The 26,293-nt window shown below is 57.2% G+C and carries 25 protein-coding genes; 13 read left to right on the plus strand and 12 right to left on the minus strand.

The window, feature by feature from the left end; translation table 11 throughout:
• Nucleotides 1-19 precede the first annotated feature (19 nt).
• Nucleotides 20-670, minus strand: coding sequence for a TetR/AcrR family transcriptional regulator (locus ACVKSX_RS03260; protein WP_010244765.1), 651 nt, complete (start codon nucleotides 668-670; stop codon nucleotides 20-22).
• A 307-nt stretch (nucleotides 671-977) separates the two neighbouring features.
• Between ACVKSX_RS03260 and bhsA (ACVKSX_RS03265) the strand changes: the two genes are divergently transcribed.
• Nucleotides 978-1,235 (plus strand): multiple stress resistance protein BhsA, encoded by a 258-nt coding sequence (bhsA, locus tag ACVKSX_RS03265; RefSeq protein ID WP_010244768.1) that lies wholly within the window; start codon nucleotides 978-980, stop codon nucleotides 1,233-1,235.
• A gap of 39 nt (nucleotides 1,236-1,274) precedes the next feature.
• A complete protein-coding gene (bhsA, locus tag ACVKSX_RS03270) occupies nucleotides 1,275-1,532 on the plus strand; it encodes a multiple stress resistance protein BhsA (protein WP_010670183.1) in 258 nt (85 codons plus the stop codon).
• A 62-nt stretch (nucleotides 1,533-1,594) separates the two neighbouring features.
• Here bhsA (ACVKSX_RS03270) and ACVKSX_RS03275 read toward each other — a convergent pair whose 3' ends face one another.
• From ACVKSX_RS03275 to ACVKSX_RS03290, 4 genes are all read right to left on the minus strand, one after another.
• On the minus strand, nucleotides 1,595-2,779 hold the full coding sequence (locus ACVKSX_RS03275; RefSeq protein WP_010244774.1) for a sugar transporter: 1,185 nt from the start codon (nucleotides 2,777-2,779) through the stop codon (nucleotides 1,595-1,597).
• Nucleotides 2,780-2,953: 174 nt separating this feature from the next.
• On the minus strand, nucleotides 2,954-3,496 hold the full coding sequence (gene cybB, locus ACVKSX_RS03280) for a cytochrome b561 (RefSeq protein ID WP_010244777.1): 543 nt from the start codon (nucleotides 3,494-3,496) through the stop codon (nucleotides 2,954-2,956).
• A 114-nt stretch (nucleotides 3,497-3,610) separates the two neighbouring features.
• On the minus strand, nucleotides 3,611-3,871 hold the full coding sequence (locus ACVKSX_RS03285) for a hypothetical protein (protein WP_010670182.1): 261 nt from the start codon (nucleotides 3,869-3,871) through the stop codon (nucleotides 3,611-3,613).
• Nucleotides 3,872-4,038: 167 nt separating this feature from the next.
• Complete coding sequence (locus ACVKSX_RS03290; RefSeq protein ID WP_033767304.1) at nucleotides 4,039-5,292, minus strand: MFS transporter; 1,254 nt, start codon at nucleotides 5,290-5,292, stop codon at nucleotides 4,039-4,041.
• A 95-nt stretch (nucleotides 5,293-5,387) separates the two neighbouring features.
• Here ACVKSX_RS03290 and ACVKSX_RS03295 point away from each other — a divergent pair, with 95 nt between their 5' ends.
• The 4 genes from ACVKSX_RS03295 (at nucleotide 5,388) to ACVKSX_RS03310 (ending at nucleotide 9,998) form a co-directional block, all read left to right on the plus strand.
• Complete coding sequence (locus ACVKSX_RS03295; protein ID WP_033771811.1) at nucleotides 5,388-6,281, plus strand: LysR family transcriptional regulator; 894 nt, start codon at nucleotides 5,388-5,390, stop codon at nucleotides 6,279-6,281.
• A 130-nt stretch (nucleotides 6,282-6,411) separates the two neighbouring features.
• A complete protein-coding gene (gene mlc, locus ACVKSX_RS03300; RefSeq protein WP_010244790.1) occupies nucleotides 6,412-7,629 on the plus strand; it encodes a sugar metabolism global transcriptional regulator Mlc in 1,218 nt (405 codons plus the stop codon).
• Between the two features lie 113 nt (nucleotides 7,630-7,742).
• Nucleotides 7,743-8,441 carry a dethiobiotin synthase gene (gene bioD / locus ACVKSX_RS03305; protein WP_033767301.1) on the plus strand — a complete coding sequence of 233 codons (699 nt, stop codon included), beginning with the start codon at nucleotides 7,743-7,745 and terminating at the stop codon, nucleotides 8,439-8,441.
• A 180-nt stretch (nucleotides 8,442-8,621) separates the two neighbouring features.
• Nucleotides 8,622-9,998, plus strand: coding sequence for a nucleobase:cation symporter-2 family protein (locus ACVKSX_RS03310; protein WP_354438334.1), 1,377 nt, complete (start codon nucleotides 8,622-8,624; stop codon nucleotides 9,996-9,998).
• 508 nt (nucleotides 9,999-10,506) lie between these two features.
• Here the strand turns inward: ACVKSX_RS03310 and osmV are convergent.
• From osmV to ACVKSX_RS03330, 4 genes are read right to left on the minus strand one after another with little or no spacing between them, the layout of a single operon-like run.
• Nucleotides 10,507-11,643: an osmoprotectant ABC transporter ATP-binding protein OsmV gene (gene osmV / locus ACVKSX_RS03315; RefSeq protein ID WP_354438335.1), complete on the minus strand. Its 1,137-nt coding sequence runs from the start codon at nucleotides 11,641-11,643 to the stop codon at nucleotides 10,507-10,509.
• Entirely contained in the window at nucleotides 11,643-12,290 is a 648-nt protein-coding gene (osmW, locus tag ACVKSX_RS03320) for an osmoprotectant ABC transporter permease OsmW (protein WP_010244802.1), read from the minus strand. Before osmW ends, osmV begins: the two co-directional genes overlap by 1 nt.
• A 9-nt stretch (nucleotides 12,291-12,299) precedes the next feature.
• Nucleotides 12,300-13,211, minus strand: a complete 912-nt coding sequence (locus ACVKSX_RS03325) for a glycine betaine ABC transporter substrate-binding protein (protein ID WP_010670177.1) — start codon at nucleotides 13,209-13,211, stop codon at nucleotides 12,300-12,302.
• A gap of 17 nt (nucleotides 13,212-13,228) precedes the next feature.
• A complete protein-coding gene (locus tag ACVKSX_RS03330) occupies nucleotides 13,229-13,945 on the minus strand; it encodes an ABC transporter permease (RefSeq protein WP_354438336.1) in 717 nt (238 codons plus the stop codon).
• A gap of 392 nt (nucleotides 13,946-14,337) precedes the next feature.
• On the opposite strand from ACVKSX_RS03330, the gene ACVKSX_RS03335 reads away from it, so the two are divergent.
• On the plus strand, nucleotides 14,338-15,804 hold the full coding sequence (locus ACVKSX_RS03335; protein WP_354438339.1) for an MDR family MFS transporter: 1,467 nt from the start codon (nucleotides 14,338-14,340) through the stop codon (nucleotides 15,802-15,804).
• Between the two features lie 39 nt (nucleotides 15,805-15,843).
• Here ACVKSX_RS03335 and ACVKSX_RS03340 read toward each other — a convergent pair whose 3' ends face one another.
• Together ACVKSX_RS03340 and ACVKSX_RS03345 are read right to left on the minus strand one after the other, a co-directional pair.
• Nucleotides 15,844-16,140, minus strand: a complete 297-nt coding sequence (locus ACVKSX_RS03340) for a DUF1161 domain-containing protein (protein WP_033771805.1) — start codon at nucleotides 16,138-16,140, stop codon at nucleotides 15,844-15,846.
• A gap of 45 nt (nucleotides 16,141-16,185) precedes the next feature.
• On the minus strand, nucleotides 16,186-16,509 hold the full coding sequence (locus tag ACVKSX_RS03345; protein WP_010244816.1) for a DUF1283 family protein: 324 nt from the start codon (nucleotides 16,507-16,509) through the stop codon (nucleotides 16,186-16,188).
• 279 nt (nucleotides 16,510-16,788) lie between these two features.
• Between ACVKSX_RS03345 and ACVKSX_RS03350 the strand changes: the two genes are divergently transcribed.
• The gene (locus ACVKSX_RS03350; protein ID WP_029519527.1) at nucleotides 16,789-17,115 is read left to right on the plus strand and encodes a YnfA family protein; all 327 of its coding nucleotides are present in this window, start codon (nucleotides 16,789-16,791) and stop codon (nucleotides 17,113-17,115) included.
• Between the two features lie 31 nt (nucleotides 17,116-17,146).
• Here the strand turns inward: ACVKSX_RS03350 and ydfG are convergent, their stop codons facing one another.
• A complete protein-coding gene (gene ydfG, locus ACVKSX_RS03355; protein WP_307379852.1) occupies nucleotides 17,147-17,893 on the minus strand; it encodes a bifunctional NADP-dependent 3-hydroxy acid dehydrogenase/3-hydroxypropionate dehydrogenase YdfG in 747 nt (248 codons plus the stop codon).
• Nucleotides 17,894-18,295: 402 nt separating this feature from the next.
• On the opposite strand from ydfG, the gene guaD reads away from it, so the two are divergent.
• The 5 genes from guaD to dcp all read left to right on the plus strand — a co-directional run bounded on the left by guaD (nucleotide 18,296) and on the right by dcp (nucleotide 26,289).
• Nucleotides 18,296-19,624, plus strand: coding sequence for a guanine deaminase (guaD, locus tag ACVKSX_RS03360; RefSeq protein WP_122888870.1), 1,329 nt, complete (start codon nucleotides 18,296-18,298; stop codon nucleotides 19,622-19,624).
• Complete coding sequence (gene xdhA / locus ACVKSX_RS03365; protein ID WP_163851560.1) at nucleotides 19,621-21,063, plus strand: xanthine dehydrogenase small subunit; 1,443 nt, start codon at nucleotides 19,621-19,623, stop codon at nucleotides 21,061-21,063. Before guaD ends, xdhA begins: the two co-directional genes overlap by 4 nt.
• Nucleotides 21,053-23,419, plus strand: a complete 2,367-nt coding sequence (gene xdhB / locus ACVKSX_RS03370; RefSeq protein WP_354438342.1) for a xanthine dehydrogenase molybdopterin binding subunit — start codon at nucleotides 21,053-21,055, stop codon at nucleotides 23,417-23,419. Before xdhA ends, xdhB begins: the two co-directional genes overlap by 11 nt.
• Nucleotides 23,406-24,182 carry a xanthine dehydrogenase accessory protein XdhC gene (gene xdhC / locus ACVKSX_RS03375; protein WP_263056020.1) on the plus strand — a complete coding sequence of 259 codons (777 nt, stop codon included), beginning with the start codon at nucleotides 23,406-23,408 and terminating at the stop codon, nucleotides 24,180-24,182. Before xdhB ends, xdhC begins: the two co-directional genes overlap by 14 nt.
• A gap of 61 nt (nucleotides 24,183-24,243) precedes the next feature.
• Entirely contained in the window at nucleotides 24,244-26,289 is a 2,046-nt protein-coding gene (dcp, locus tag ACVKSX_RS03380; protein ID WP_354438344.1) for a peptidyl-dipeptidase Dcp, read from the plus strand.
• The last annotated feature ends 4 nt before the right edge of the window (nucleotides 26,290-26,293 follow it).

Below are 26,293 nucleotides of genomic sequence, written 5' to 3' on the forward strand. Positions count from 1 at the left end.
CATCGCCGCCCTGATATTTTTAACGCTTAGCCTGACACAGGCCGGTGAGTGTCGGCCACATCGCCATCAGCGTATCAATAATGCTCTCCAGATCGTCACGCTCAACGCCTTCACGCGCCCGCACCGACATGCCCTGCAGCATACAACTCAGATAACGTGACAGCGCGGGAATGTTTACTGACGCACTCAGTTCGCCACGCTGCTGACGCGCCAGCAGAAAATCTTTTAACACATGCTCCTGCGACTGATGCTGCTGTTGCAGCATGGTGGCAATCTCTGCTGAAGCCGCCGACAGGGCGGTTGAGGTGCAGATAAAGAAACAGCCGCCGGGAGAGTCGCGTTCGGTAAAACAGGCCGCGGTGGCGCGGAAATAGGCTTCAATAGCCCGATCCACCGGTAACTGGTCATCGCCCAATGCCGCTTCACGCCATGCACTGAACTTCTCCACGTAGCGCTCCATCGCCGCGCGAAACAGTCCCTCTTTATTAACAAACTCGGCGTAGAGGGTTGGCGCTTTCGCGCCGGTTGCGGCCACCAGATCGGCCAGAGAAGTTCCCTCGTAACCGTGCGTCCAGAACAGGGTCAGAGCTTTATCGAGCGCTGCTTCGCGATCGAACACTTTTGGTCGGCCGCGGCATTTCTTTACATCGCAATCCTGAACCTGACTCATACACCCTCACTGACAGTAAAACACCCTATTAAATTACCGATCATTATAAAAATGTGCAAGGCCTGGCGTGGATGTCGCCGGCAGGGGTTGCCATTTTGTGCGCCAGCGCATTATTACAGCCCCTTAGGTTAAGTCAGAAAAGAGGCTGAAGCCCATAATCACGCCACTCCGCGAATAAAATAACGCTCATTAAATAAATGTTGACGACAAACCGTATCGGGGTCTATCATTTGTTTAACGGTCATTAATTAAATAGTGACAACCCATTCAGACCAACCGAATTTCAATATTGAATAGAGAGATTATTATGAAAAACATCAAAATCACCCTGGCAGCACTGGCACTGACGACTCTGACTTTTGGCGCATCTGCCGCTGACCTGGTGACCAGCGAACCTGTTAATCAGCAGCCAGTTGGCACCATCTCTGTACTGGGCGGCACCAATCTGTCTTCTGTTGAAGCGCAGCTGAGTGCTAAAGCGGATGAAGCGGGTGCGAAATCGTTCCGCATCACCTCAACCAGCGGCCAGAACAAACTGCACGGCACGGCTGTGATTTATCAGTAATTTTGGTGTTTCAGCAGAATAAGTGAGAAGGGGTTCGTTATGAAAAGTATCAATATGATGGTCGTGGCGGCTGTGCTAAGCGGTCTGTCATTTGCCAGCGTAGCGGCCCAGCAGGTCAGCAGCACACCGCTGGATCAGCAAAAAATCGGTGTCATCAGCGCAACGGGCAGTACTAATCTGCTTTCGCTGGAGCAGCAACTGTCAGAAAAGGCCAGCGATGCAGGAGCAAAGTCTTTCCGCATCACTTCGACCTCTGGCAGCAACAACCTGCATGGCACAGCCGTTCTTTATAGATAAAGTGATCGGTAAATAACCCTGAACAGGCTTCAGATAACCCGCTTATCTGAAGCCTTTTTTTATTATCCGTTACTGCGTAACTGTGGATAACGACGGAAGATATAAACACACCAGAGTAACGCCACCAGGCCAATCATCCCGCCGACATTGCCGACTTCCGCCATGCTCAGATGCAGGCTGACCTGATTACCCAGCAGCGCACCCGCGCCGATACCGATATTGTAGATACCGGACATCAGCGACATCGCCACATCCGTGGCATCCGGTGCCAGCGACAACACCCGCACCTGCATACCCAGTCCGATCATCATCATCGCCATTCCCCAGACAACGCATAGCGTTGAAATAGCCGCAGGGCGAACGGCAGCAAAAATCAGCAGGCCCATGCACAGGGTGATCAGCGCGATGGCCGCAATCAGCAGTCCGGAGGGAAACTTATTGCCGAGTGTGCTGAACAGTACGCTACCCACAATGCCCGCAGAGCCAAACAGCAGCAGTAGCAGGGTAGTGAAGTTGCCACTGGAATGGGCCACGGTTTGCATAAAGGGCTCGATATAGCTGTAAGCGGTGTAATGCGCGGTAACAACCAGCGTCACCAGCAGATACATGCTGACCAGCGCCGGACGGCGAAACAGCATCGGCACACTGCTCAGCGAGCCGGTATGTTCACTCGGCAGACGCGGCAGGATGCGCACCAGCATAATCATCAGCACCAGTGCCGAAAGGCCAATCGCGCCGAAGGTCGTACGCCAGCCAAGATACTGACCCACCACGCGGCCAATCGGCACGCCCAGCACCATCGCCAGCGCGGTACCGGTTGCCAGCATACTTAGCGCCTGAGTTTTCTTACCGGCCGGAGCGACGCGAATCGCCAGCGAGGCGGTGATCGACCAGAACACCGCGTGAGACAGGGCGATACCCACGCGTGACACCATCAGTGACCGGAAATCCCAGGCAACGGTAGAAAGTACGTGGCTGACGATAAAGATCAGGAACAACACACCCAGCAGCAGTCGTCGCTCAATATTGCGGGTCAGCAGCATCAGCGGCAGTGAGAGCAGTGCGACCACCCAGGCATAGATGGTCAGCATGATCCCGACGTCAGCCGTCTGCATTGAAAAGTCAGCAGCGATGTCAGATAACAGGCCAACCGGCACAAATTCGGTGGTATTAAATACAAAGGCGGCGATGGCCAGCAATACCACGCGTAGCCAGGCAGTTTTACGTGAAACAGTAGTTGGTTGCATGAGGAGTCAAGTCAGTCAGTACAGCGAATCGGATGCGGCAGAAACATCCAGCGAAAGTGACCTGCGTCACAAATTACTGACCATTGTAGTGAATAAAGCGGGAAGAGAAACCTTATAAACGCCTTTTAATGCTGAAATTTTTTTATCGCCCCATCACAGGGCGATAGCCTGAGGTTATTGACCGCGACGTCGGGCGGGCATCATTCGCAGCAGAGTATTGTCTTTAAGCAGATAGTGATGGAACAGTGCGGCAGCAGCATGCAGTCCGATCAGCCAGTAACCCAGCGGTGCCAGGGTTTCATGCCAGCCAATCAGCATATCCGCCATATCAAAGTCAGGTTCAGGCGCGACCGGCATGCTGATGCCAAACAGCCACCATTCCCGACCTTTAAGATAACGCGATGTCAGGCCGAGGATCGGCAGAGTGATAAACAGGGCATAGAGCAGGGTATGAGTCAGATGTGCCAGCCCGGTTTGCCAGCGCGGCGGAGCGGGAGTAATGGGCGGTGTGCGATGCCGGGTGCGTAAAAAGAGGCGGGCAAGCATCAATACCAGGATGGTCGCGCCGGCGCTGAAATGGGTAATGATCATGGCATAACCCTGCCAGGATCCGCGCTGTGCAAAACCGCGCAGTTCAATGGTGGCGTAGGCCGTCACCACCAGTAAAAAGGTGAGCCAGTGAAGGGCTATCTGAGCGCGCGCAAACTTATCCCGCATTGTGCATTCCATTAAAGAGAATCAGAAAGATTAACATAACGGAAAACAGCGCGGTAATTCTTAACAAATTAGCGCAGCGGGAAAAATTTTTTCCACCTTACCAGGTGGATCAGATTAACGCGAAGACGGGGTGTGCTTCAGGGCCACGCTGAGCTGGGTGGCCTGCTGGTCAACATTTTTGAGTGGACAACAGTTTTCACAGCCGATTGCGCCAGCATAATATTTTTTAGCCTGCAGGATGGCGGCATTCACATGGTAAAAACTGCCCAGAAACATACGGTTATCGATGTCGGTAAGATGGGGGCAGCCTGCGGCATGAACCACATGATTATTGTTATATCCTGATTGTTTATTGACGTAGTAGTAGAGAGCCACAGGCGTTCCTTGTTGCCGTGTTAAAAGGCAAAGCAGATGAATTATTACAATAAAAACGATTATAGCGGGAAACCTGCATTTTGTTTGCTGTGGCTCTGAATAGCGCGTTTATTGTGATAAACCGCCAGGCCCGCAGGAGAAGCCAGGCATGGCATGAGAAGACGTTCTCAGAGTTTTTTACTGTGCAGACGCCAGGCAACCAGTAACGCCAGGATCAGCAGGACGCTGATAAACAGCGTAATCCCGCTCCAGCCAAAGTTATGCCAGAACACGCCACCCAGCGTACCCGCGACGCTGGAACCCACGTAGTAGCTGAACAGATAGAGCGAAGAAGCCTGGCCTCGTGCCCGGCGCGCCCGGGGACCAATCCAGCCGCTGGCGACCGCGTGGGCGGCAAAAAAACCGGCGGTGAACAGCATCATCCCAGGCAGGATCAGCCAGAGGGAGTTGAAGGCGGTAATCAGCAAACCCAGCAGCATGATGGCGGTAGCACCCAGCATCACAGGACCCCGACCCAACCGGTTGGTCAGCGCGCCCGCTTTAGGCGAACTCCAGGAGCCGGTGAGGTAGACCACTGATAACAGCCCGACCACAGCCTGGCTGAGATGCCAGGGCGCATCCAGTAAACGGTAGCCAATATAGTTAAACAGGGTGACAAAGGCTCCCATCAGCAGGAATCCTTCGGCAAACAGCCAGGGCAGGCCCGGATCGCGCCAGTGCAGCCGGAAGTTAATCAGCAGATTACGCGGACGCAGCGTAATGGGCCGGAAATGGCGCGACGCAGGCAGAATCTTCCAGAACATCAGCGCCGAGGCCAGCGAAAAACAGCCGATTACCGCCACGGCGAGTCGCCATGAGAAGAGGTCAGTCAGCACGCCGCTCAGCAGTCGACCGCTCATCCCGCCTATCGAGTTACCGCTGATATATAACCCCATGGAAAAGGCGACGACCCGTGCATCCATCTCCTCGCTGAGGTAGGTCATGCCGACCGCCGCCACGCCACTCAGCGACAACCCCATCAGCGCCCGCATAATCAGAATGCCGTGCCAGCTGGTCATGGTGGCCGAGACCAGCGTGCAGATGGCGGCCAGCATCAGGGCTGTGACCATCACCGATTTACGACCGATAGCATCAGAGAGCGGCCCGGTGACCAGCAGGCCCAGCGCCATCAGGCCGGTCGAGATGGAGAGTGACAGGCTGCTGGTTGCCGGAGAGATACCAAACTGCTGTGACAGCACCGGCAGAATCGGCTGCACACAGTAGAGCAGGGCAAAGGTCGCCAGCCCGGCGGAGAAAAGCGCCAGCGTCACGCGCATAAACTGTGGCGAATCCCGGCGGATATGACCTGAAGCGGCAACTGACTCTGGCGGCGCAGAGACCGCATTCTCATCCACTGTGACAGCCTGTGTTGAGCGACTCACACATCTTCCTCAAATTTAGAAAACCTGTCGTCAGCTTAGGAAAGCGGCATTATGATGTCTAATATATTAATAATCTCAAATGAGACGTTTAAGATATGAATATCGAACTGCGTCATCTGCGCTACTTTGTTGCGGTGGCGGAAGAATTACATTTCGGGCGGGCGGCCCAGCGACTGAACATTTCTCAGCCGCCGCTCAGCCAGCAGATTATTCAGCTGGAAACAGAAACGGGCGCAAGGCTGTTCAATCGCACTAACCGCAGCGTGCAGCTTACCGCTGCCGGACAGCAACTGCTGAGTGACGCCCGCGCGATTCTGTTGCAGGTCGAGCAGGCGGCCGATCGCGCCGCCCGGCTGCATCGTGGTGAAGAGGGGGAGCTGCGGATTGGCTTTACCTCCTCGGCCCCGTTTACCGCCGTGGTCTCTGACGCGCTATTCCGGTTTCGTCAGCGCTGGCCGCAGGTACATATTCAGATGCAGGAGATTAATACCCGCCAGCAGCTCGCACCGCTTCATGATGGACGGCTCGATCTTGGCGTGATGCGCAACACGCCGCTGCCCGCCGATCTGCGTCATCAGCTGCTGCTGAGTGAGCCGCTTTATGCCGTGGTGCATAAGGCGCATCCGTTGGCTGACGCCGATAAAATCTCTGTCACTGCCCTGGCGGCGGAACCCTTTGTCTTCTTTGACCCTCAGGGCGGAACCGCGCTCTACAGCGATATTCTGGCGCTGCTGCACCGCTACCATATCAAGCCCTTTATTACTCAGGAAGTGGGTGAGGCGATGACCATCCTTGGGCTGGTGGCAACCGGGTTAGGCGTCTCCATTCTGCCTGCCTCATTTCGTCGGGCGCGGCTGGCCGATCTGGTCTGGTTGCCCTTAACGGAAGAGGATGCCATTTCAGAGCTGTGGCTGGTCTGGTCAGCCGGACGCGAAATAAATGCGCAGATGGAAAACATGATGGCGTTGCTGCGGCGAAACCGGCACTGATGCGCGGGCAACACCGCATCAATCTGTGCGATAAATCACATTTCTAATCAAATATTTGACGCTGTCGCCGGATCTGGCTCACCATGGCGCATGTTTATTTAGAAGCGCGAAAATAACCGGGAGCAGGGTTGTGAATCCGGACAGTCAACCTGGCCACATTGACCAGATCAAGCAGACTAATGCAGGTGTCGTATATCGATTAATTGACCGTTATGGTCCCATTTCGCGTATCGAACTTTCCCGCCGTGCCCAGCTTGCTCCGGCCAGCATTACCAAAATTGTGCGTGAAATGCTGGACGCACATTTAGTGCAGGAGACCGAGTTTCAGGATCCCGGCAGTCGTGGTCGTCCGGCGATAGGCCTGATACTGGATACCGACGCCTGGCACTATCTGGCTATTCGCCTGCATCGCGGCGCCATGACGTTTACGCTGCGCGATCTCAGCAGCAAGGAACTGGTGGAAGAGAGCCTGCCGCTGCCTGATGAGTCTGCTCAGCCGTTACTTACCGCGCTGATTGAACAGGTTGATGCCTTCTTTATTCGTCATCAGAAGAAACTGGAACGTCTTACGGCCATTGCCATTACATTGCCAGGGCTGATCAACGCCGCGTCAGGTGTGGTGCATCGGCTACCGGGTTATGAGGTGCGCGATATGCCGCTGGGCGATGCGCTGGCGGCGCGAACCGGCTTACCGGTGTTTGTGCAGCACGATATTTCAGCCTGGACGCTGGCGGAGTCGCTGTTTGGTGCCTCACGTGGGGCGCAGGATGTGATTCAGATTGTGATTGATGAAACCGTGGGAGCCGGGGTGATCAGTGGCGGTCAGCTGCTGCATAAAAGTGGCAGGGCGCTGGTCGAGATCGGGCATACTCAGATCGACCCGTATGGACAGCAGTGCTACTGCGGTAATCATGGCTGTCTGGAGACCGTAGCCAGCACCGGCAGTCTGCTGGCGCTGGCGGCGCAGCGTCTGCCGGCCCAGCCCGACAGCCTGCTCAATAATCAGCCGCTGACGCTGGAGTCGCTGTGCGCGGCGGCGCAGTCTGGCGACCGTCTGGCGCGCGACACCATCGCCAGCGTGGGTCATCATGTTGGCCGGATTCTGGCGATGATGGTCAACATCTTCAATCCTCAACATATTCTTATCGGTTCCCCCCTGAATGCCGCCGCGGATGTGCTGTTTCCGGCCGTGAGCAACACCATTCTGCAGCAATCACTCCCGGCCTACAGCGCGAGTATCCAGCTGGCACCTACCGAATTTAGCGAGCCGGGAACGTTAGGCGGCGCAGCCCTGATCAAAGACGCGCTCTATAACGGACACCTGTTAGTGAAACTGTTGCAAGGTTAAGCGGGCCTAATCTTGCGCTAACGCAATCTGTTCTCATCCTCCATTCCTTAAAATGCCGGTTCGCAGCAAGGTTAATCACCGATTAACCGCAACGGTTCGAGAGGAGAAGTTGAGTGAACAGACTATTTGTTACCGGCACTGACACCGCAGTGGGCAAAACGGTGGTGTCACGCGCCCTGTTACAAAGTTTTATCCAGGCCAGGCTCAGTGCCGTCGGGTACAAGCCCGTCGCGCGCTGCGCGGTCAAAACCGCTGACGGCCTGCGTAACAAAGATGCACAGGTTCTGCAAAGCGCTTCATCTATCGATTTACCCTATCAGGCGATCAATCCGCTGGCCTTTCAGGAAGAGGAGATCTGCACCCATCCGAGCCAGATCATTGATTACGCATTGCTGACACAGGGCTTAAGCAGCCTGACGCAGCAGGCCGATCGCGTGGTCGTGGAGGGCACCGGCGGCTGGCGCAGCCTGATGAACGATGGACGTCCGCTCTCCTGCTGGGTCGTTGAGCAGCAGCTGCCGGTGGTGCTGGTGGTCGGTATCCAGTCGGGCTGTATCAGTCACGCCCTGTTAACAGCAGAAGCGATAGCGCAGGATGGACTGCCACTGGTGGGCTGGGTGGCCAATCGCATCAATCCGGGACTGGCGCAGTACAGCGATATTATTGAGATTCTGCGTGAAAAAATTAGTGCGCCGCTGCTGGGCGAGCTGCCTTATCTGCCGCGTGCAGAACAGCGTGATTTGACGCCTTACATCGATATTTCTCTGCTGGAGCAGAACAATCTGCACGCTGTGAGTGCAAAGATCGCCTGATTATGAAACAAACTAAGTCATCTGAGTCGGCAATGAGCCTAAAGTTTCAGGCTTGTTGTCGGCTGTCTTTAACTATTTCCATTTAGAATTGAAAGACCTGGCTCGGATATCGCGAAATCGTGGCGTCATGGCGCAGAAAATGCATTAACTCCGCTTATCACACTGAGCTGGAGCCCCATCATGTCGCACTCGCACGAGAAAGGTTTGTTATATGGGCTTGAAGCCCGCATCGGCCCCGCCCCGGCGTTTTTCGCCGCACTGCAACATCTGCTGGCCAGCGTGGTGGGAATCATCACGCCGCCGCTGATTATTGGCTCCGTTCTGGGGTTGCAGGCCTATATTCCTTATCTGATCAGCATGTCATTGTTCGTTTCCGGCTTAGGCACGTTTATGCAGGCCAGACGCTTTTATGGCATCGGGGCGGGCATGATCTGTCTGCAGGGCACCAGCTTCGCGTTTCTGGGGGTGATCCTCTCGGGTGGTCTGATGGTGAAAGGGCGCGGTGGTTCGCCGGAAGAGATTATGGCGATGCTGTTTGGCTGTAATCTGGTGGCGGCGTTGATTCCGATTCTGATCAGCCGCTGCGTTGGCTCGCTGCGCAAAGTTCTGACGCCGGTGGTGACCGGCACGGTGATCACCCTGATTGGCATCAGCCTGATAAAAGTCAGCATTACCGACTGGGCGGGCGGGCACAACGCCACAGATTTTGGATCGACGGGAAATCTGGCGCTGGGGGCGCTGACGTTGCTGGTGATCGTGGCGCTGAACCGCTCGCGAAATCGCTGGGCGCGGCTGGTGGCGGTGGTGGCCGGAATCGCGGTGGGATGCGTTGCCGCGGCCTTGACCGGTCATCTGCAACTTAATGTTGCGCCGGAGAGCAACTGGCTGGTGCTGCCCGCGTTCTTCCGGTTTGGTTTTGCCTTTGACTGGACCATTTTCCTGCCGATCGCGCTGGTGTCAGTGATCGCGGTAATTGAAGCCGTCGGTGACCTTACCGCTAACTGCCTGATTTCACAGCAGCCGATCACCGGCAAACCTTTTCAGCAGCGGTTGCAGGGTGGCATTGTCGCCGACGGCCTGAGCTGTGTGCTTGCAGCGGTCTTCTCCGCCTTTCCCAACACCACGTTTGCGCAGAACAATGGCGTTATCCAGATGACCGGCGTCGCCAGCCGTTACGTCGGTATGCTGCTGGGAATCATGCTGGCGCTGCTGGGGCTGTTTCCCTTTATTGGCTCCCTGTTGCAGCAGATCCCGCCGCCGGTGCTGGGCGGGGCGACAATCGTGATGTTTGGCAGCGTGGTTGCTGCGGGCATCCGTGTGATGACCCAGACGCCGCTGGGTCGCCGCGAGATGCTGATTGTGGCGATCGCTTTTGGTATTGGTCTGGGCGTGGAGGCGGTGCCGGATGTGCTGAAGCAGTTCCCGCCGCTGATTAACAGTCTGTTTGGTCATGCGGTGACGACCGGCGGTATTCTGGCGATTGTGCTGAACATGGTGCTGCCGGACGAGGCGCCTGTGGTGGAAGAGGTGGAGGCGGAAACGCTGACGGAGAGCTAAAAAGCAGAAGAGCCGATGTATCTCTCACATACGGCTCAAAAATCCAAAGCGATGGGAGCATATGCCTGTATCAAAGCATCGCGGACCAGGGATGGGCCGCGCTGAGCATGCCATGGATGGCATCTTTTGCGTCTTTGCTACAGGCGTATGCTCCCTGAGCTACTACCTGAATTGACAGACAGGACAGGCCGTGACTTAACTGGCTTTAAGATGGAGTCTGCGAAGGGAACAGGGTCAGATCGGAAAGTCGCAAAAGCCGCCATCCGTGGCACGCTCGGCCCGCGCAATTACGCACCTCATCCCTGAGGTGCGCCCGTACCGGGCCAACGCGTTGCGTTGTTCAAAAACGCTCCCGGCGTTTTTGTCCATGGCGCGGGACGCTTTCCTCCTCTGACCCGGTTCCCTGCGCGTTAAGCTTGTTTGTTGCTGTCTGATTTACCCAGGCTTGGGTATATCTGCTTATATCTGCTGTTTTAATGGGCCGGTAAGACCCATTTAGGTGACGAAATTATGGATTCAGACGACGGCGGGTACGACCAGAACTGAGGTAATCCGCAATATAATCCTGCGAAATCTCACCGCTGTAGCGACCCTCTTCATCGACAATCGGCATCCAGACCGTGTTGTGCTCATAGAGTTTTGACAGCACCACGCGCAGGTTCTCTTCCGCTTTACCGGTGACCTTAAAGGTGTGCAGTCGCTCTTCACAGCGGCCACTGACGTTACGCGCCTCGCGACGCTTCACGAAGCCCAGCGGTTTGCCATCCTCATCGACCACGGTAATCGACCGCATATCGTTCTCATCCATGGTGCCAAAGGCTTCTACCAGCGGAGTAGAGCGGCGGACGGTGATGGTCGGCTGCTGGTCAGTCACATCGCCCGCCTGCACCAGTAACAGGCGCTTAAGCGTACGGTCCTGACCCACAAACGAGCCGACGAACTCATTGGCAGGGGTCGCCAGCAGTTCATCCGGGCTGGCGCACTGCACGATTTTACCCTGACCAAATACCGCAATGCGATCGCCGAGCTTCAGTGCCTCGTCAATATCGTGGCTCACCAGCATCACGGTTTTTTTCAGCTGACGCTGCATGTCGAGAAACTCGTTCTGGATCACTTCGCGGTTAATCGGGTCAACGGCGCCAAACGGCTCATCCATCAGCAGCACCGGTGGATCCGCCGCCAGGGCACGAATCACCCCGATACGCTGCTGCTGACCGCCTGACATCTCACGCGGATAGCGATGCAGGAATTTGGTGGGATCCAGCGCAACCATGCTCATCAGCTCGGTAGCCCGCTCGTGGCACTGCTTTTTGTTCCAGCCCAGCATGCGTGGCACGACGGTAATGTTCTCTTCGATGGTCATGTTGGGGAACAGACCAATCTGCTGGATAACATAGCCAATGTTGCGACGCAGGGTGGTGGTGTCCTGCGTACTGGTATCTTCGCCATTAATCAGGATCCGGCCACTGGTGGCGGGAATCAGGCGGTTAATCATCTTCAGCGTGGTGGTTTTCCCGCAGCCCGAGGGTCCCAGCAGCACGCACATCTCACCGGCTGGCACGTGCAGGCTGACGTTATCGACGGCTTTATTGGTCGTGCCGTTTTTCTGTGTAAAGGTTTTCGTCAGGTTTTCCAGCGTAATCATTATCGAATCCCCTTTGGAGTCAGCGCCTGCTGCAAACGGTGCAGCAGCCAGTCAAGAAAAATAGCCAGCAGACAGATCATCAATGCCCCGGCAATTAACATACGAATATCACTGCCGCTGATACCATCCAGCAGCAGCTGGCCCAGACCGCCCGCGCCAATCACGGCGGCAATCGCCATGACGCCAACGTTCATCACCACGGCGGTACGGATGCCACCGAAGATCACCGGCAGCGCCATCGGGATTTCAACCCAGCGCAGGCGCTGCCAGAAAGTCATGCCGATGCCACGCCCCGCCTCACGCAGGCCGTCCGGCAGATTCTCCAGTGCGGTGTGGGTGTTTCGGACAATCGGCAGCAGCGAGTAGAGGAATACGGCGGTAATCGCCGGCAGCGCGCCAATGCCCTGACCGATGAGTGAAAACAGCGGGATCATCAGACCAAACAGCGCAATGGTGGGAATAGTCAGCACTACGGTGGCGATACCGAGAATCGGCGTTGCCAGCCATCTTACACGCACGATCAGAATGCCAAGCGGCACGCCAATCACAATTGCCAGTCCGACCGCGACCAGCACCAGCCAGCTGTGCTGCCAGCTCAGGGTGAGCAGGGTGCTCCAGTTATCCATGATGTAGTGAAGGGTATCCACAGTGCCTCCTTACAGCATGTTTTTGGATTTAAGGAAATCACGCGCCACGGTTTCCGGTGACTGATGATCGATATCGACCCGCTTGTTCAGCTCCGTTATCGCCTCATCGGTGATCTGCGCAGAAAGCTGATTAAGCGCGGTATCCAGCCCCGGATGACTCGCCAGCACATCCTGACGCACAACCGGCGTCACGTTGTAGCTCGGGAAGAAGTGCTTATCATCCTCCAGTACTTTCATGTTGAAGCCCTTAACCCGGCCATCGGTGGTGTAGATCAGACCGGCATCCACGAATCCGTCGCGAATCGCGTTATAGACCAGACCGGGGTCCATCTGGCGGATCTGCGGGCGATCCAGCGTCAGGTTGTAGGTTTTCTGCAGCGGCTTCATGCCGTCTGAACGACCCGAGAACTCCAGGTCCAGACCCAGTCGCCAGTTATGATCCGGATCGGTTTTACGCACCTGCTCAATCTTCGCAACCAGCTGCGACATGGTGCTGATGCCCTCTTTTTCGGCCCGTTCACGGGTCATGGCAAAGGCATAGGTGTTGTTCATTGGTGCCGGGTTAAGCCAGACCAGCCCCAGTCTGGCATCCAGCTTTTTCACCGTCTCATATGCCTGCTGTGAAGACATCGGCTGGTTGATATGGTTAAAGATGATCAGCGAGGTGCCGGTATATTCCCAGACCATATCAATCTGCTTATTCAGCAGCGCATTACGGCCAATGGTGGTGGCGATATTGCGTTTAGGCACCACCTCGAAGCCTTTCTTCTGCAGCCAGAGCACCGTCATTGCTGACAGGATATGCTGCTCGGTGAAACTTTTGGTCGCCATCACCAGCGGTGCAGCAGCCTGTGCCGTCTGGCTTAACAGCAGTGTCGCGGTCAGCGCGACAACGCTTTTCTTAATCCAACGCGTTAGCATTGCAAAGCTCCTTGTGGTCAGGCCGCAGCGTGCGGACTCAGAAAGCGGCCCAGCGCGGCCAGCATCATATCCAGTACCAGTGCCACCAGTGCAGTGGCGACGGCGCCGAGTATCAGCGTCGGAAAGTCATTCAGATAGATGCCCGGGAAGATCAGCTCGCCAAAGCTGCTGGCGCCAATCAGGAACGCCAGTGGGGCGGTGCCGACATTGATGGCGGTGGCGATGCGCACGCCAGAGAGGATGACCGGCAAGGCATTCGGCAGCTCTACCTGACGCAGACGCTGCCATTTGGTCATGCCGATGCCGTTGGCCGCCTCAATCAGCGACGGGGGAACTGCGCTCAGACCAGAGAAGGTGTTGCGGACGATAGGCAGCAGCGAAGCCAGAAACAGCGCAATCAGCGCCGGACGGTCGCCAATCCCGATAATAACCATCGCCAGAGCCAGTACCGCCAGTGGTGGCAGGGTGTTACCGACATTGAAAATCTGCATCACGTACTCTGCCCAGCGACGTGCAAACGGGCGACTTAGCAGGATGCCGCTGGGGATACCGACCAGCAAAGCGAACAGCATTGACCAGAAGACTAAGAAGAGGTGTTGTTGCCCGAGATAAAGCAGATCGACTTTACGTGCGACCAGTTGCTCCCAGCCAAGGCCCCAGATCAGCACCGCGATCACCGCGACCACTGCAAGCAGTGCCAGACCGGCGCGTCGGGCCAGTGAAGCATTTTGCATAGGAGAATCTCCCTGATTACGATCTCAATTGTTATAACAACCATAAACAGCCCGACAGGTACGGCAAAAAATGCCGCCGCGCCCAATACCGAAACTGCGATAAAATGTAGATAAAATGACTGTTTACCCACTCTTTTTCAGTGAATACTGAATAAGATGGTGTAATGCTATAGCAGCCCTTTATTGCACAAGCCAGTTTTTAAGCCACAAATCAGAGAGATAGAAACAGGTTAAAATGGTGTTAAAGCCGCGTAGCCGCTGGGCTAATGCGACAATAAAAAATTTTCATCGACTTCTGGTGACACTGTCACAGAGGGCGCAGAAAATGCGCACGCGCGGGAAACTGCATTGTCTGTTTTTCAGCTAGCCTTGCAGATTAAAAAAGGAACCCTATGACTGAAAGCGCACAACTCCAGACCGGACATCGCCACTGGATCTTAATCGCCTGCATGCTGGCGATGTTTATGGCGGCCATTGAAGTCACTATTGTGGCCACCGCGATGCCCACCATCATTGCTGACCTCGGCGGTTTTTCGCAGTTTGGCTGGGTCTTCTCGATCTATCTGCTGACCCAGGCGGTCAGCGTGCCGCTCTATGGGCGGCTGGCGGATATGGTGGGTCGCAAAACGATGTTTTTTGTCGGCACGTCGATTTTCCTGGTGGGGTCGGTGCTGTGTGGCTTTGCCCATACCATGACCTGGCTGATCCTGTTCCGGGCGTTTCAGGGTTTGGGAGCGGGGGCGATCATGCCCCTCAGCTCCACCATCGTGGCGGATATCTATTCGCCGCGCGAACGCGCCAGCGTGCAGGGCTGGCTCTCCAGCGTCTGGGGTGTAGCGGCGATAGTGGGGCCGCTGACCGGCGCGTGGCTGGTACAGCACTTTAGCTGGTCGGTGATTTTCTGGGTCAATCTGCCCATCGGCCTGATCAGCATGCTGATGCTGTGGCGCTGGCTACCGTCGCACCAGAAGGAGGAGAAATCGCAGCCGCTGAACCTGGCGGGCAGCGGCTGGCTGATGCTCTGCGTGACGGCCTTGCTGATTGCGCTGTTGCAGGCGGAACAGCTGGGCGTCTTGCTGGTGCCGTTTCTGCTCTTCTCACTGTTCGCTGGCTGGCAGCTCAGACGCCACGAGCTGAATTCAGCGGCACCGCTGTTTCCGCTGATAATCTGGCGCAGCCGGCTTATCGTGGCGGGCAATGCGGGCAACCTCATCATCGGGGCGGCCATGATGGGCATCAGCGCTTTTCTGCCCACCTGGATTCAGGGGATCAGCGGCGGTTCACCGTTACAGGCGGGCAGTGTGCTGGCGATGATGTCGATTGGCTGGCCGCTGGCCAGCACCCTCAGCGGCAGACTGATGCTGCACACCTCCTACCGCTTCACCGCCCAGCTTGGGGCGCTGTTGCTGGTGACCGGCAGTGCCTTGCTGCTGTTTTTACAGCCCACAAGCTCACTCTATCAGGCGGGCTTTACGGCGTTTCTGATCGGTACCGGCATGGGGATGACCAGCACCACGTTCCTGGTTTCAGTACAAAACCAGGCGGATTACCAGATTCGCGGCATCTGTACCGCTTCAATTATGTTCAGCCGGATGATCGGGTCGGCGGTAGGGACGGCGATCATGGGCGCGGTGCTGAATCTCAATCTGCAGTGGCGTTTGCCGCAGGTCGAGGATCCGGTGCAGAAGATTATGTCCGAACCCAGCCGTCAGCAGTTACAGCCGGAAACCCTGCAGCAGATGACAGCAGCCATTGCCGCCTCACTGCACTGGGTGTTCGTGGTGGCACTGGTGATTGCGCTGTTTGCGGTGGGTGTGGCATGGATGATGCCGCGTCAGCGGCCGGAACAGGCGGACTAACAGGCAGGGCGACAGGATGTCGCCCTGATTTGAACAGAACTACTGGGCAGATGAGTCCTGCGAACTGCCGGCACTGGCAGGTACGCTGGCTTCGTTGTCACTGCCTGAGCGCTTATAAACAATTTTTTGTGTGTCGTTCTCACAATGTCCGACGACCTGGCCACCCGCCTGATCAACCTGATCGTTGGCGACGATGTCGAGACTAAAACCCGACTCAGGTACACCGTTCTGAATAATTTTCTGGCTGATTTCGGTTTTTACCGATTCACAGGATGCCTGCGCCATCAGCGGCAGAGCAAATAACGCCGCGCTTAACAAAACCCTCTGTAGCTTCATCACGTCTTCCTTATGTTAGTCGTCCGTCATTACTATAGCTCAAATTTACGGCGCTACCGGGCGACCGGAACGGCGATCCAGACAACGCAGGGTGTTGGGCTCCCAGTAGGCGTTGAGATTGAGGCTCTGCTCGCACTTGTCGCGGGTATCAAACGCACGATCGGTTTTATCAAACTCTTTTTCGACGCGGGTGTTCACTTTGTTGCGCAGCATGCGCGTGTCATTCCATTGCTCTTTATCCTGGCGCGCCGCTTCATTGCTCAGCGCGGAACTGCCATCTTCGATAATCAGACGATTAGTATTCGCAGTGGCAGTGAATGCCGCAGTGGAGAGGAGAACCATCAGCACGGCAGGGATCATTTTTTTCATCACACTATCCTTTAGTTAACGCAAACATCGCCATCCACGACAGCGGTTGCAGCGGGCATGCTTAGAGCCTGGCTCATCAGGGGTCATTGAGGCAGAAGTCTGAACACCGACAGCGCATAACAACCGGTGCGTACAGGGTGTACGTGAGGAGGGTAAGCACTGCCCGGGTTCAGACGGACAAATAAAACATCCTGATGGGCCTGGCTATTAGTATATCATCGCCGTTTCTTTACTCACCAGCAGTGAGTCGTTTGTTTACGTTAAGGAGAGGTAAGGATGCTGATTAAAACCGCCTTGCTGTTTTTTATTACCGCGCTGGCGGAGATTACCGGCTGCTTTCTGCCGTGGTTATGGCTGAAAAAAGGCGGCTCAGTCTGGTTGCTACTCCCTGCGGCAGCAAGTCTGGCGCTGTTTGTCTGGCTGCTGACGCTGCATCCCGCTGCCAGCGGACGGGTTTATGCCGCCTACGGTGGCGTCTATGTGCTTACCGCGCTGCTCTGGTTGCGGGTGGTGGATGGCGTGAAGCTAAGTGTGTGGGACTGGAGCGGGGCTCTGATCGCATTCAGCGGCATGCTGATTATCGTGATGGGCTGGGGACGCGGGTAACGCCAGCCGTGAGGGCTGGCGCTGCAGGGAGTTAAGGTTTATGCACTTTCAGCCCCGCCAGCGTCTGGCTGACCGGCATCATCTCAAGGCTATTGATGTTGACATGTTTAGGCAGTGTGGCCACCCAGTATACGGCTTCTGTCACATCTTCCGGCGTTAAGGCGGTAGCCCCTTCGTAGACCTGACCCGCTTTGTCATCATCGCCCTTAAAGCGCACGTTGGAAAACTCTGTGCCACCGACCAGACCCGGTTCAATGTCGGTCACACGCAGCGCGGTGCCGTGTAAATCGGTTCGCAGATTCAGGCTGAACTGGCGCACAAAGGCTTTGGTGGCGCCGTAGACGTTGCCGCCGGCATAGGGCCAGCTGCCGGCAATTGAACCGATATTGATGATATGACCGACATCACGCTCCACCATCTGTGGCAGCAGGGCGCGGGTCATATAGACCAGGCCTTTGGTGTTGGTGTCAATCATGTTTTCCCAGTCTTCGACGTTGGCCTTGTGCGCCGGTTCGACGCCCAGCGCCAGACCGGCGTTGTTGACCAGCACGTCGATATTGCGCCATTCCGCCGGTAACTGCGCCACCGCCTCTTCAATGGCGGCACGGTTACGCACATCGAGCTGTACCGTATAAATATTCTCGCCCAGTTCATCCTTCAGCGCTTTTAAACGTTCAGTCCGTCGTCCAGTGGCAATCACTTTATGACCATTCTCAATAAAGCGACGGGTGATGCTTTGACCAAAACCGGCGGTCGCACCGGTGACAAAAATAATCATCTCACTGTTCCTTATGCCATTTTCAGAGTCGATGGCTTCACCATAGCATTTCATTTCCGCTTCTGCGCGTGGAAAAACTGCCTGACCTGTAAACGGATTTTAACGGGTAGCCAGCTGCGCCTTTTCAGGGCAGATTGCACCGTTAAAGGGCAGGTTTGCGGGTAACCCGTCATACTCAAAATGTTCAGGGCGCGCAATATTGCGTAGCAACCGTTTGCATCCGTTCCGCAAACGGTTGCCATGCCATCTCAGTCCTTATCTGTTGCGCAACTTCCCTCTGTTTAGCTTATTTAACTGATATTTAAAGAATTTATGCTATTTCAATTCTGGCACGCAGGTTGCAAAGGATTATTCAGATAATCATCTGCAGATATAACATCGCGCTTTCAGAAAGGACTACCCATGCTTTCAGCAACCGACACGGCGATACGCGCCAGCTTCTTTGACTTTACCGGCGTGGTGGATCGTCCCGACGACCTGGCCGGCCAGGCCCGCTATCTTGAGGATGCGGTGCTGCTGCTGCGTGATGGATGCGTAGTGGGGCTGGATAGCTGGGAGAATAGCGAGGCGATGCTGGCGGGACATCCGGTCATCGACCTGCGCGGCAGACTGATCGTGCCGGGCTTTGTCGATACCCACATTCACTATCCGCAGACAGAGATGATTGGCGCATTTGGCGAGCAGCTGCTGGAGTGGCTGAATCACTACACCTTCCCGGTTGAAGCGCAGTATCACTGTCCCGATCATGCTGCGCGGATGTCCGCCTTCTTCCTGCATCAGCTGCTTTCCAACGGCACCACCAGCGCGCTGGTGTTTGGTACCGTCCATCCGCAATCGGTGGAGGCGCTGTTCAGCGCCGCCGAAGCGCTGAACATGCGGCTGATTGCCGGGAAAGTGATGATGGATCGCAATGCGCCCGACAACCTGATCGAAACCCCTGAACAGAGCTACCAGCAGACCCGGGCGCTGATTGAGCGCTGGCACCAGCGCGGACGCCTGAGCTACGCCCTGACGCCGCGCTTTGCGCCGACCTCATCCCCACAGCTGCTGGAAAAAGTGCAGCAGCTGCGTCAGGAGTTCCCGGATACCTGGCTGCATACCCATCTCAGCGAAAACCCGCAGGAGGTCGCCTGGGTCAAAGAACTGTTCCCGGAGCGTGAAGGCTATCTGGATGTTTATCATCATCACCAGCTGACCGGCCGCCGCAGCGTCTTTGCTCACTGTCTGCATCTGGAAGAGAACGAATGGCAGTGTCTGCACGATACCGATTCATCCATTGCTTTCTGTCCCACCTCAAACCTGTTTCTCGGCAGTGGCCTGTTTAACCTGAAACGCAGCTGGCAGCAGGGGGTGAAAGTGGGGATCGGCACCGATGTCGGGGCGGGCACTACCTTTAATATGCTGCAGACCCTGGGCGAAGCCTACAAGGTGGGCCAGCTGCAGCACTACCGGCTCAGCGCGGCCGAAGCCTTCTATCACGCCACGCTGGGCGGGGCGCGTGCGCTGGATCTCGACCACGTGATCGGAAATTTCAACGTCGGTAAAGAAGCGGACTTTGTGGTGCTGGATCCGGCGGTTTCTGCTCTGCAGCAACTGCGCATCGGCAACAGCAAAGATATCTGGGAAAAACTGTTTGTATTAATGACGCTTGGCGACGACCGTAATATTGCCCAGACCTGGGTTGCCGGTCGTCCGGTCTGGCAGCGCGACGCACAGGAGCAAGCCGCATGATCCAGTTTCTGTTAAACAACCAGCTGGTCAGCGAGGACACGCTCGACCCCAACCTCACGGTGCTCAACTACCTGCGCACCCGTCAGCAACGCCCTGGCACCAAAGAGGGCTGTGCATCTGGCGACTGTGGCGCCTGCAGCGTGACCCTGGGCAAAGCCGTAGGGGGAACGATGCAGTATGAAACGGTTAACAGCTGCCTGACGCTGGTCTCCGCGTTACAGGGCAAGCAGCTGATTACGGTTGAGGATCTGCGTCACGGCCGCGCACTGCATCCGGCGCAGCAGGCGATGGTCGACTGCCACGGTTCGCAATGCGGATTCTGCACGCCAGGCTTTGTGATGTCGCTGTTCAGCCTGCAAAAGACCGCTTCGGGCTGGGATCGCCATCAGGCGGAAACTGCGCTGGCGGGCAACCTCTGCCGCTGTACCGGTTACCGGCCGATTATGGCCGCCGCCGAACAGCTCTGCTCGCAGCCGGTGACAGACCAGTTCGATCAAGGTGCCGCCGCAACCGTGCAGCGGCTTGAGGCGCTGGCAACCCCGGAGATGCAGGAATTAGGGGGTGAGGGCCGCCGTTGCTTCCTGCCCAAAACCCCGGCTCAGCTGGCGGCGATCTATCTGGCACATCCCGAGGCGAGGCTGATTGCCGGTGGCACCGATCTCAGCCTGCAGATTACCCAGCAGCATAAAAGAATACCGTTGCTGATTGCGCTGGAGCAGGTTGCCGCGCTCAAAGTCTGCAGCGAATTTGATGACCATTACCTGCTGGGCGCAGGGGCTTCGCTGCAGCAGGTCAGCGAATTTCTTGCCAGCCGCATTCCCGGCGTCAGCGCGATGCTGCAACGCTTTGCCTCGCTGCAAATTCGTCTGCAAGGCACATTAGGTGGCAACATCGGTAACGCTTCCCCCATTGGCGACGCCTCGCCGGCGCTGCTGGCCCTGAACGCCAGCCTGTTGTTACAGCGCGGTGAGCAGCAGCGCAGCCTGCCGCTGGATCAGTTCTTTACCGGCTATCGCCAGACCCGGCTCGAAAAAGGGGAGTTTATTCGCGCCATTCGCATCGATAAGGTGACGGTGTCACCTGATTTTGTGGCCTGGAAAGTGTCCAAACGGCTGGACGATGATATCTCAGCCGTGTTCGCCGCCTTTAATCTGCAGATTGAACAGGGCGTGGTCAGCAGTGCCCGCATCGCCTTTGGCGGCATGGCGGCCACACCGCAGCGTGCCCGTCACTGTGAACAGGCATTCATCGGTCAGCCACTGAATGCCGTGACGGTGTCACGCGCAGCCGCGGCGCTGGCAGAGGATTTCCAGCCGCTCTCCGATTTCCGCGCCAGCAGTGACTACCGTCTGCAGGTCGCACGCAACCTGCTGCGCCGCTACTGGCATCGCCACAACGGCGAAATAACCTGTATTGAGGTGGCCCGCTATGTCTCATAACCGTCCTGAACTCAACGAAGAGGTCATTAAGGCGCAGTATGCCGCTGATTTACAGAGCGGCGTCGGTCGCAGTAACCGCCATGAGAGCGCGGAAAAGCATGTCTCCGGCGAGGCGCGTTTTATCGACGATAAGCCGGAGCTGCCGGGTCTGCTGCATCTCTGTCCGCGCCTGAGTGAGTATGCTCATGCGCGCATCCTGCATATTGATGTGCAGCCCTGTTATGCCGTTCCCGGCGTCGTCAGCGTCCTGACCTGGCAGGATGTGCCGGGCATCAATGATGTCGGGCCGCTGGAGCCGGGCGACCCGCTGCTGGCCCATGACAAAGTAGAGTATCTGGGACAGATCGTGATCGCGGTGGCGGCGGAATCCCCCGAAGCTGCGCGTCTTGGCGCGGCCGCTGCGGTAATTGAATATGAGGTGCTGGAACCGCTGCTGGATGTGGAACAGGCGCTGGCTCAGGGCAGCTTTGTGCAGGAACCTCACATTCACCAGCGCGGTGATGTGGAAGCGGCCCTGGCGCGTGCGCCGCATCGGGTCAGCGGGGCGTTTCACATTGGCGGCCAGGAGCATTTCTATCTGGAAACCCAGACGGCAATGGTTATTCCCGGTGAAGATCAGCAGTTGCAGGTCTTCTCCTCAACCCAGAACCCCACCGAAGTGCAGAAACTGGTGGCGGAAGTAATGGGCATCAGCCTGAATCAGGTGACGATAGATATGCGCCGGATGGGCGGTGGCTTTGGTGGTAAAGAGACGCAGGCGGCCGGTGTCGCCTGTCTCTGTGCCATCGTGGCGCGCCAGACCGGCCGGGCGGCGAAGATGCGGCTTTCACGTCGCGACGATATGCGCGTCACCGGCAAACGCCATCCGTTCTTTGTGCGCTACGAAGCGGGTGTTGAAGAGGATGGGCGTCTGTGCGGCATCAAAATCGATCTGGCCGGAAACTGCGGTTATTCACTGGATCTTAGCGGATCGATTGTCGATCGTGCCATGTTCCACGCCGATAACGCCTATTACCTCGGGGATGCACGGGTAACCGGCTATCGCTGCCGTACTAACACCGCCTCGAACACCGCCTATCGGGGTTTTGGCGGGCCGCAGGGCATGGTGGCGATTGAACAGATCATGGATCATATCGCCCGTGAGCGCGGGCTGGATCCGCTGGCGCTGCGCAAGCGTAACTACTATGGCAAGCAGGATCGCAACATCACCCATTACCACCAGCAGGTAGAGGATAATCTGCTGGATGAGATTACCGAACAGCTGGAGCAGAGCAGCGACTATCAGGCTCGCCGCGCGGAGATTAAGGCGTTTAATGCCCGCAGTCCGCTGCTGAAACGCGGTCTGGCGCTGACGCCGGTAAAATTCGGCATCTCCTTTACCTCCAGCTTTCTCAATCAGGCGGGGGCGCTGATCCTGATCTACACCGACGGCACGGTGCAGCTTAACCACGGCGGCACCGAGATGGGCCAGGGCCTGAACACCAAGGTGATTCAGATTGTCGCCGAAGTGCTGCAGATTGAGATCGATAAAATTCAGATCACCGCCACCGACACCGGCAAAGTGCCCAACACCTCGCCAACCGCGGCCTCCAGCGGGGCTGACCTCAATGGCAAAGCGGCGCAGAATGGTGCTGAGATCCTTCGCGACCGCATGACCGCCATGCTCTGCGAGCTACACCAGTGCGACGCGGCGGCGGTGAGCTTCCGCAACGGGGTGGTGCGCGCCGGGGATAAACATTACACCTTCGCCGAGGTGGCGAAGCTGGCGTGGCTGAATCAGGTGCCGCTCTCCGCCACCGGCTGCTACCGCGTGCCGGGGATTCATTACGACCGGGTCGCGGGTCGCGGGACGCCGTTCTATTACTACGCTTACGGTGCAGCCTGCTGTGAAGTGGTGATTGATACCTTAACCGGCGAATCCCGCCTGCTGCGTGCCGACATTTTGCATGACGTCGGCGCCTCGCTGAATCCGGCCATCGACATCGGCCAGGTTGAAGGTGGCTTTGTACAGGGCGTCGGCTGGCTTACCTGCGAAGAGCTGGTATGGAGTGATAAAGGCCAGCTGCTGACCGATGGCCCGGCGAGCTACAAAATCCCCGCCATCAGCGACGTTCCGGCGGACCTGCGGGTCACGCTGGTGGAGAACCGTAAAAACCCTAAAGACACGGTGTTTCACTCCAAGGCCGTTGGCGAACCGCCGTTTATGCTGGGCATCGCCGCCTGGTGTGCCCTTCAGGATGCGGTCGCCAGCGTCTCCGACTACCGGCAGCACCCGCTGCTGGACGCGCCCGCCACGCCGGAGCGCATCTTCTGGGGCGTGCAGCGCCTGACGGGAGGGGTTGATGATTTATCATGACTGGATTGGCGTGCTGCATCAGCTGCGTGAAAAACGTCAGAGCTGCGTATTAATCACCGTGCTCAGTGAGCACGGTTCGGTGCCGCGTGACAGCGGCAGCAAAATGGTGGTGACGCAGCAGGAGAGTTATCTCACCATCGGTGGCGGTCATCTGGAGTTTGAGTGCATCGCCCAGGCCAGGGCGATGTTGCAGAGTGGGGCGACTGCGCCACACACCGAGGATTTCAGCCTTGGCGCGCGGCTCGGACAGTGCTGTGGCGGCAAAACCACGCTGCTGTTTGAGCCGCTGCTGCAGGCGCAGCCGGAGATCTACCTTTTTGGCGCAGGCCATGTGGGACAGGCCCTGGTCAACCTGCTGTCAACGTTACCCTGTCACATAAACTGGATCGATAGCCGTCCGGCGCAGTTCAGCCACGTTCCCGCTGGCGTGATGACAATGCAGCCGGACGACCCACTCGACTGCGTAGCACAGGCACCCGCAGGCAGCTACTTCATCATCATGACCCATCATCATCCTCTCGACTTCGAACTGTGCGAGGCGGTGCTGAAGCGCGGCGATTTCCGCTATGCCGGGGTGATCGGTTCTGAAACGAAAAACCAGCGTTTCCGCTACAGGCTGGCGGGCAAGGGTGTGGCGAGCGAACCGCTGGCGCGCCTGCGCTGTCCGATTGGCCTGCCGGACGTCAAAGGCAAGCTGCCCGCCGAGATTGCGGTGGCAATTGCCGGTGAAATCATCAGCGTTTATCAGCAGCACGTCGCCTGAGTTGTCGCCTGCACGGCAACCTGTCAGGATAAGACTTTGCGATGCCCACCAGGAGCGAACCATGAACGCCCGTCAGAATCCCTTCTTTAGCGTCAGCACACTGCCTTACCAGACTCCTCCTTTTGACCAGATTGAGGAGCAGGATTTTCTGCCCGCGCTGCAGGCGGGCATTGAGGAGAAGCGTCAGGAGATCGAGGCGATCGCACTGAACAGCGACGCGCCCAGCTTTTTCAACACTTATGAGGCGCTGGAGAGGAGCGGACAACTGCTCAACCGGGTGAATCTGGTGTTCAGTGCCATGACCTCGGCGCATACCAGCCCGTATCTGCAGCAGGTGGATGAGGAAATTGCGCCTCAGCTCACCGCGCTCAACGATGACATCATGCTTAACCGTCCGCTGTTTTCGCGGCTCGATGCGGTCTATCTGCAGCGCGCTAAACTGGATGCCGAATCAAAACGGCTGGTCGAGGTGATCTGGCAGCGTTTCCAGCTGGCGGGGGCTAATCTGCCGGAAGCGCAGAAACAGCAGCTTAAGACACTGAATCAGGAAGCGGCCCGCCTCGGTACCCGCTTCACCAACAGACTGCTGGCCGCCACTAAAGCGGGCGGGCTGGTCGTCGATGATCTGCAGAAGCTGGCGGGACTCTCACCGGCCGATCTGGCGGTGGCGCAGGCGGAAGCGCAGGCTCGCGGACTGGAAAAGCACTGGCTGCTGGTGCTGCAAAACACCACCCAGCAACCCGCATTACAGAGCCTGGCCGATCGCGCAACCCGTGAAGCGCTGTTTAAGGCGGGCGTGACGCGCACTGAAAAAGGCGATGAGAACGACACCCGCGAGCTGGTATTACGTCTGGCGCAGGTCAGGGCCGAGCAGGCGCGGCTGCTGGGATTTGCCAGCTATGCCGAGTGGAAGCTACAGGATCAGATGGCCAAAACGCCTAAGGCGGCGCTGGCGTTTATGCATAACATCGTGCCTGCCGCGCGCGGTCGTGCGGAGCGTGAAGCGGCGGCTATCCAGCAGACCATCGACCAGCAGCAGGGCGATTTTACCCTGCAGGCCTGGGACTGGCGTTTTTATGCCGAACAGGTGCGGCGTGCCCGTTACGATCTGGATGAGAGCCAGATTAAGCCCTACTTTGAACTGAATTCGGTGCTGCAGAATGGCGTGTTCTGGGCGGCGACGCAGCTCTATGGCATCCGTTTCACGCCGCGACAGGATCTGCCGGTTTACCATCCCGACGTCCAGGTCTATGAGATTTTTGACGCCGATGAGACCCCGCTGGCGCTGTTTTACACCGACTTCTTTAAGCGCGACAGCAAAGGCGGTGGTGCCTGGATGAGCAACTTCGTCAACCAGTCCACGCTGCTCGACAGCAAACCGGTGATCTACAACGTCTGTAACTACACCAAACCGCCAGCCGGTGAACCGGCGCTGCTGAGCTGGGACGACGTTATCACGATGTTTCACGAGTTCGGTCACACGCTGCACGGTCTGTTTGCCAGCCAGCGCTATCCGAGCCTGTCGGGAACGGAAACCCCGCGCGATTTCGTTGAGTTTCCTTCGCAGATCAACGAGCACTGGGCCAGCGAGCCAGCGGTGTTCCGCAACTACGCTCGCCACTATCAGACTCAGGCGCTGATGCCCGCTGAGCTGCATGAAAAAATCGTCCGGGCCGCCACGTTCAACAAAGGCTACGAGATGAGCGAGCTGCTGGCTGCCGCGCTGCTGGATCTGCACTGGCACAGCCTTAACCGTGATTCCGCGCCGCAAAGCGTGGAGGGATTCGAGCAGCAGGCGTTACAGAGCGATAATCTGGCGCTGACGGCGGTGCCGCCGCGCTATCGTTCCAGTTATTTCCAGCACATCTGGGGCGGTGGCTATGCAGCAGGTTATTATGCCTATATCTGGACGCAGATGCTCGCCGACGATGGCTATCAGTGGTTTGCGGAACAGGGCGGACTGACGCGCGAGAACGGCGACCTCTTCCGACAGAAAATTCTGTCCCGGGGGAACAGCAGCGATCTCAAAACACTGTATGAAAGCTGGCGGGGCGGGCCTCCGCAGCTGGAGCCCATGCTGAAAAATCGTGGTCTGGCGGAGTCATAACAGA

This window comes from Pantoea sp. PvP021 (assembly GCF_054056055.1).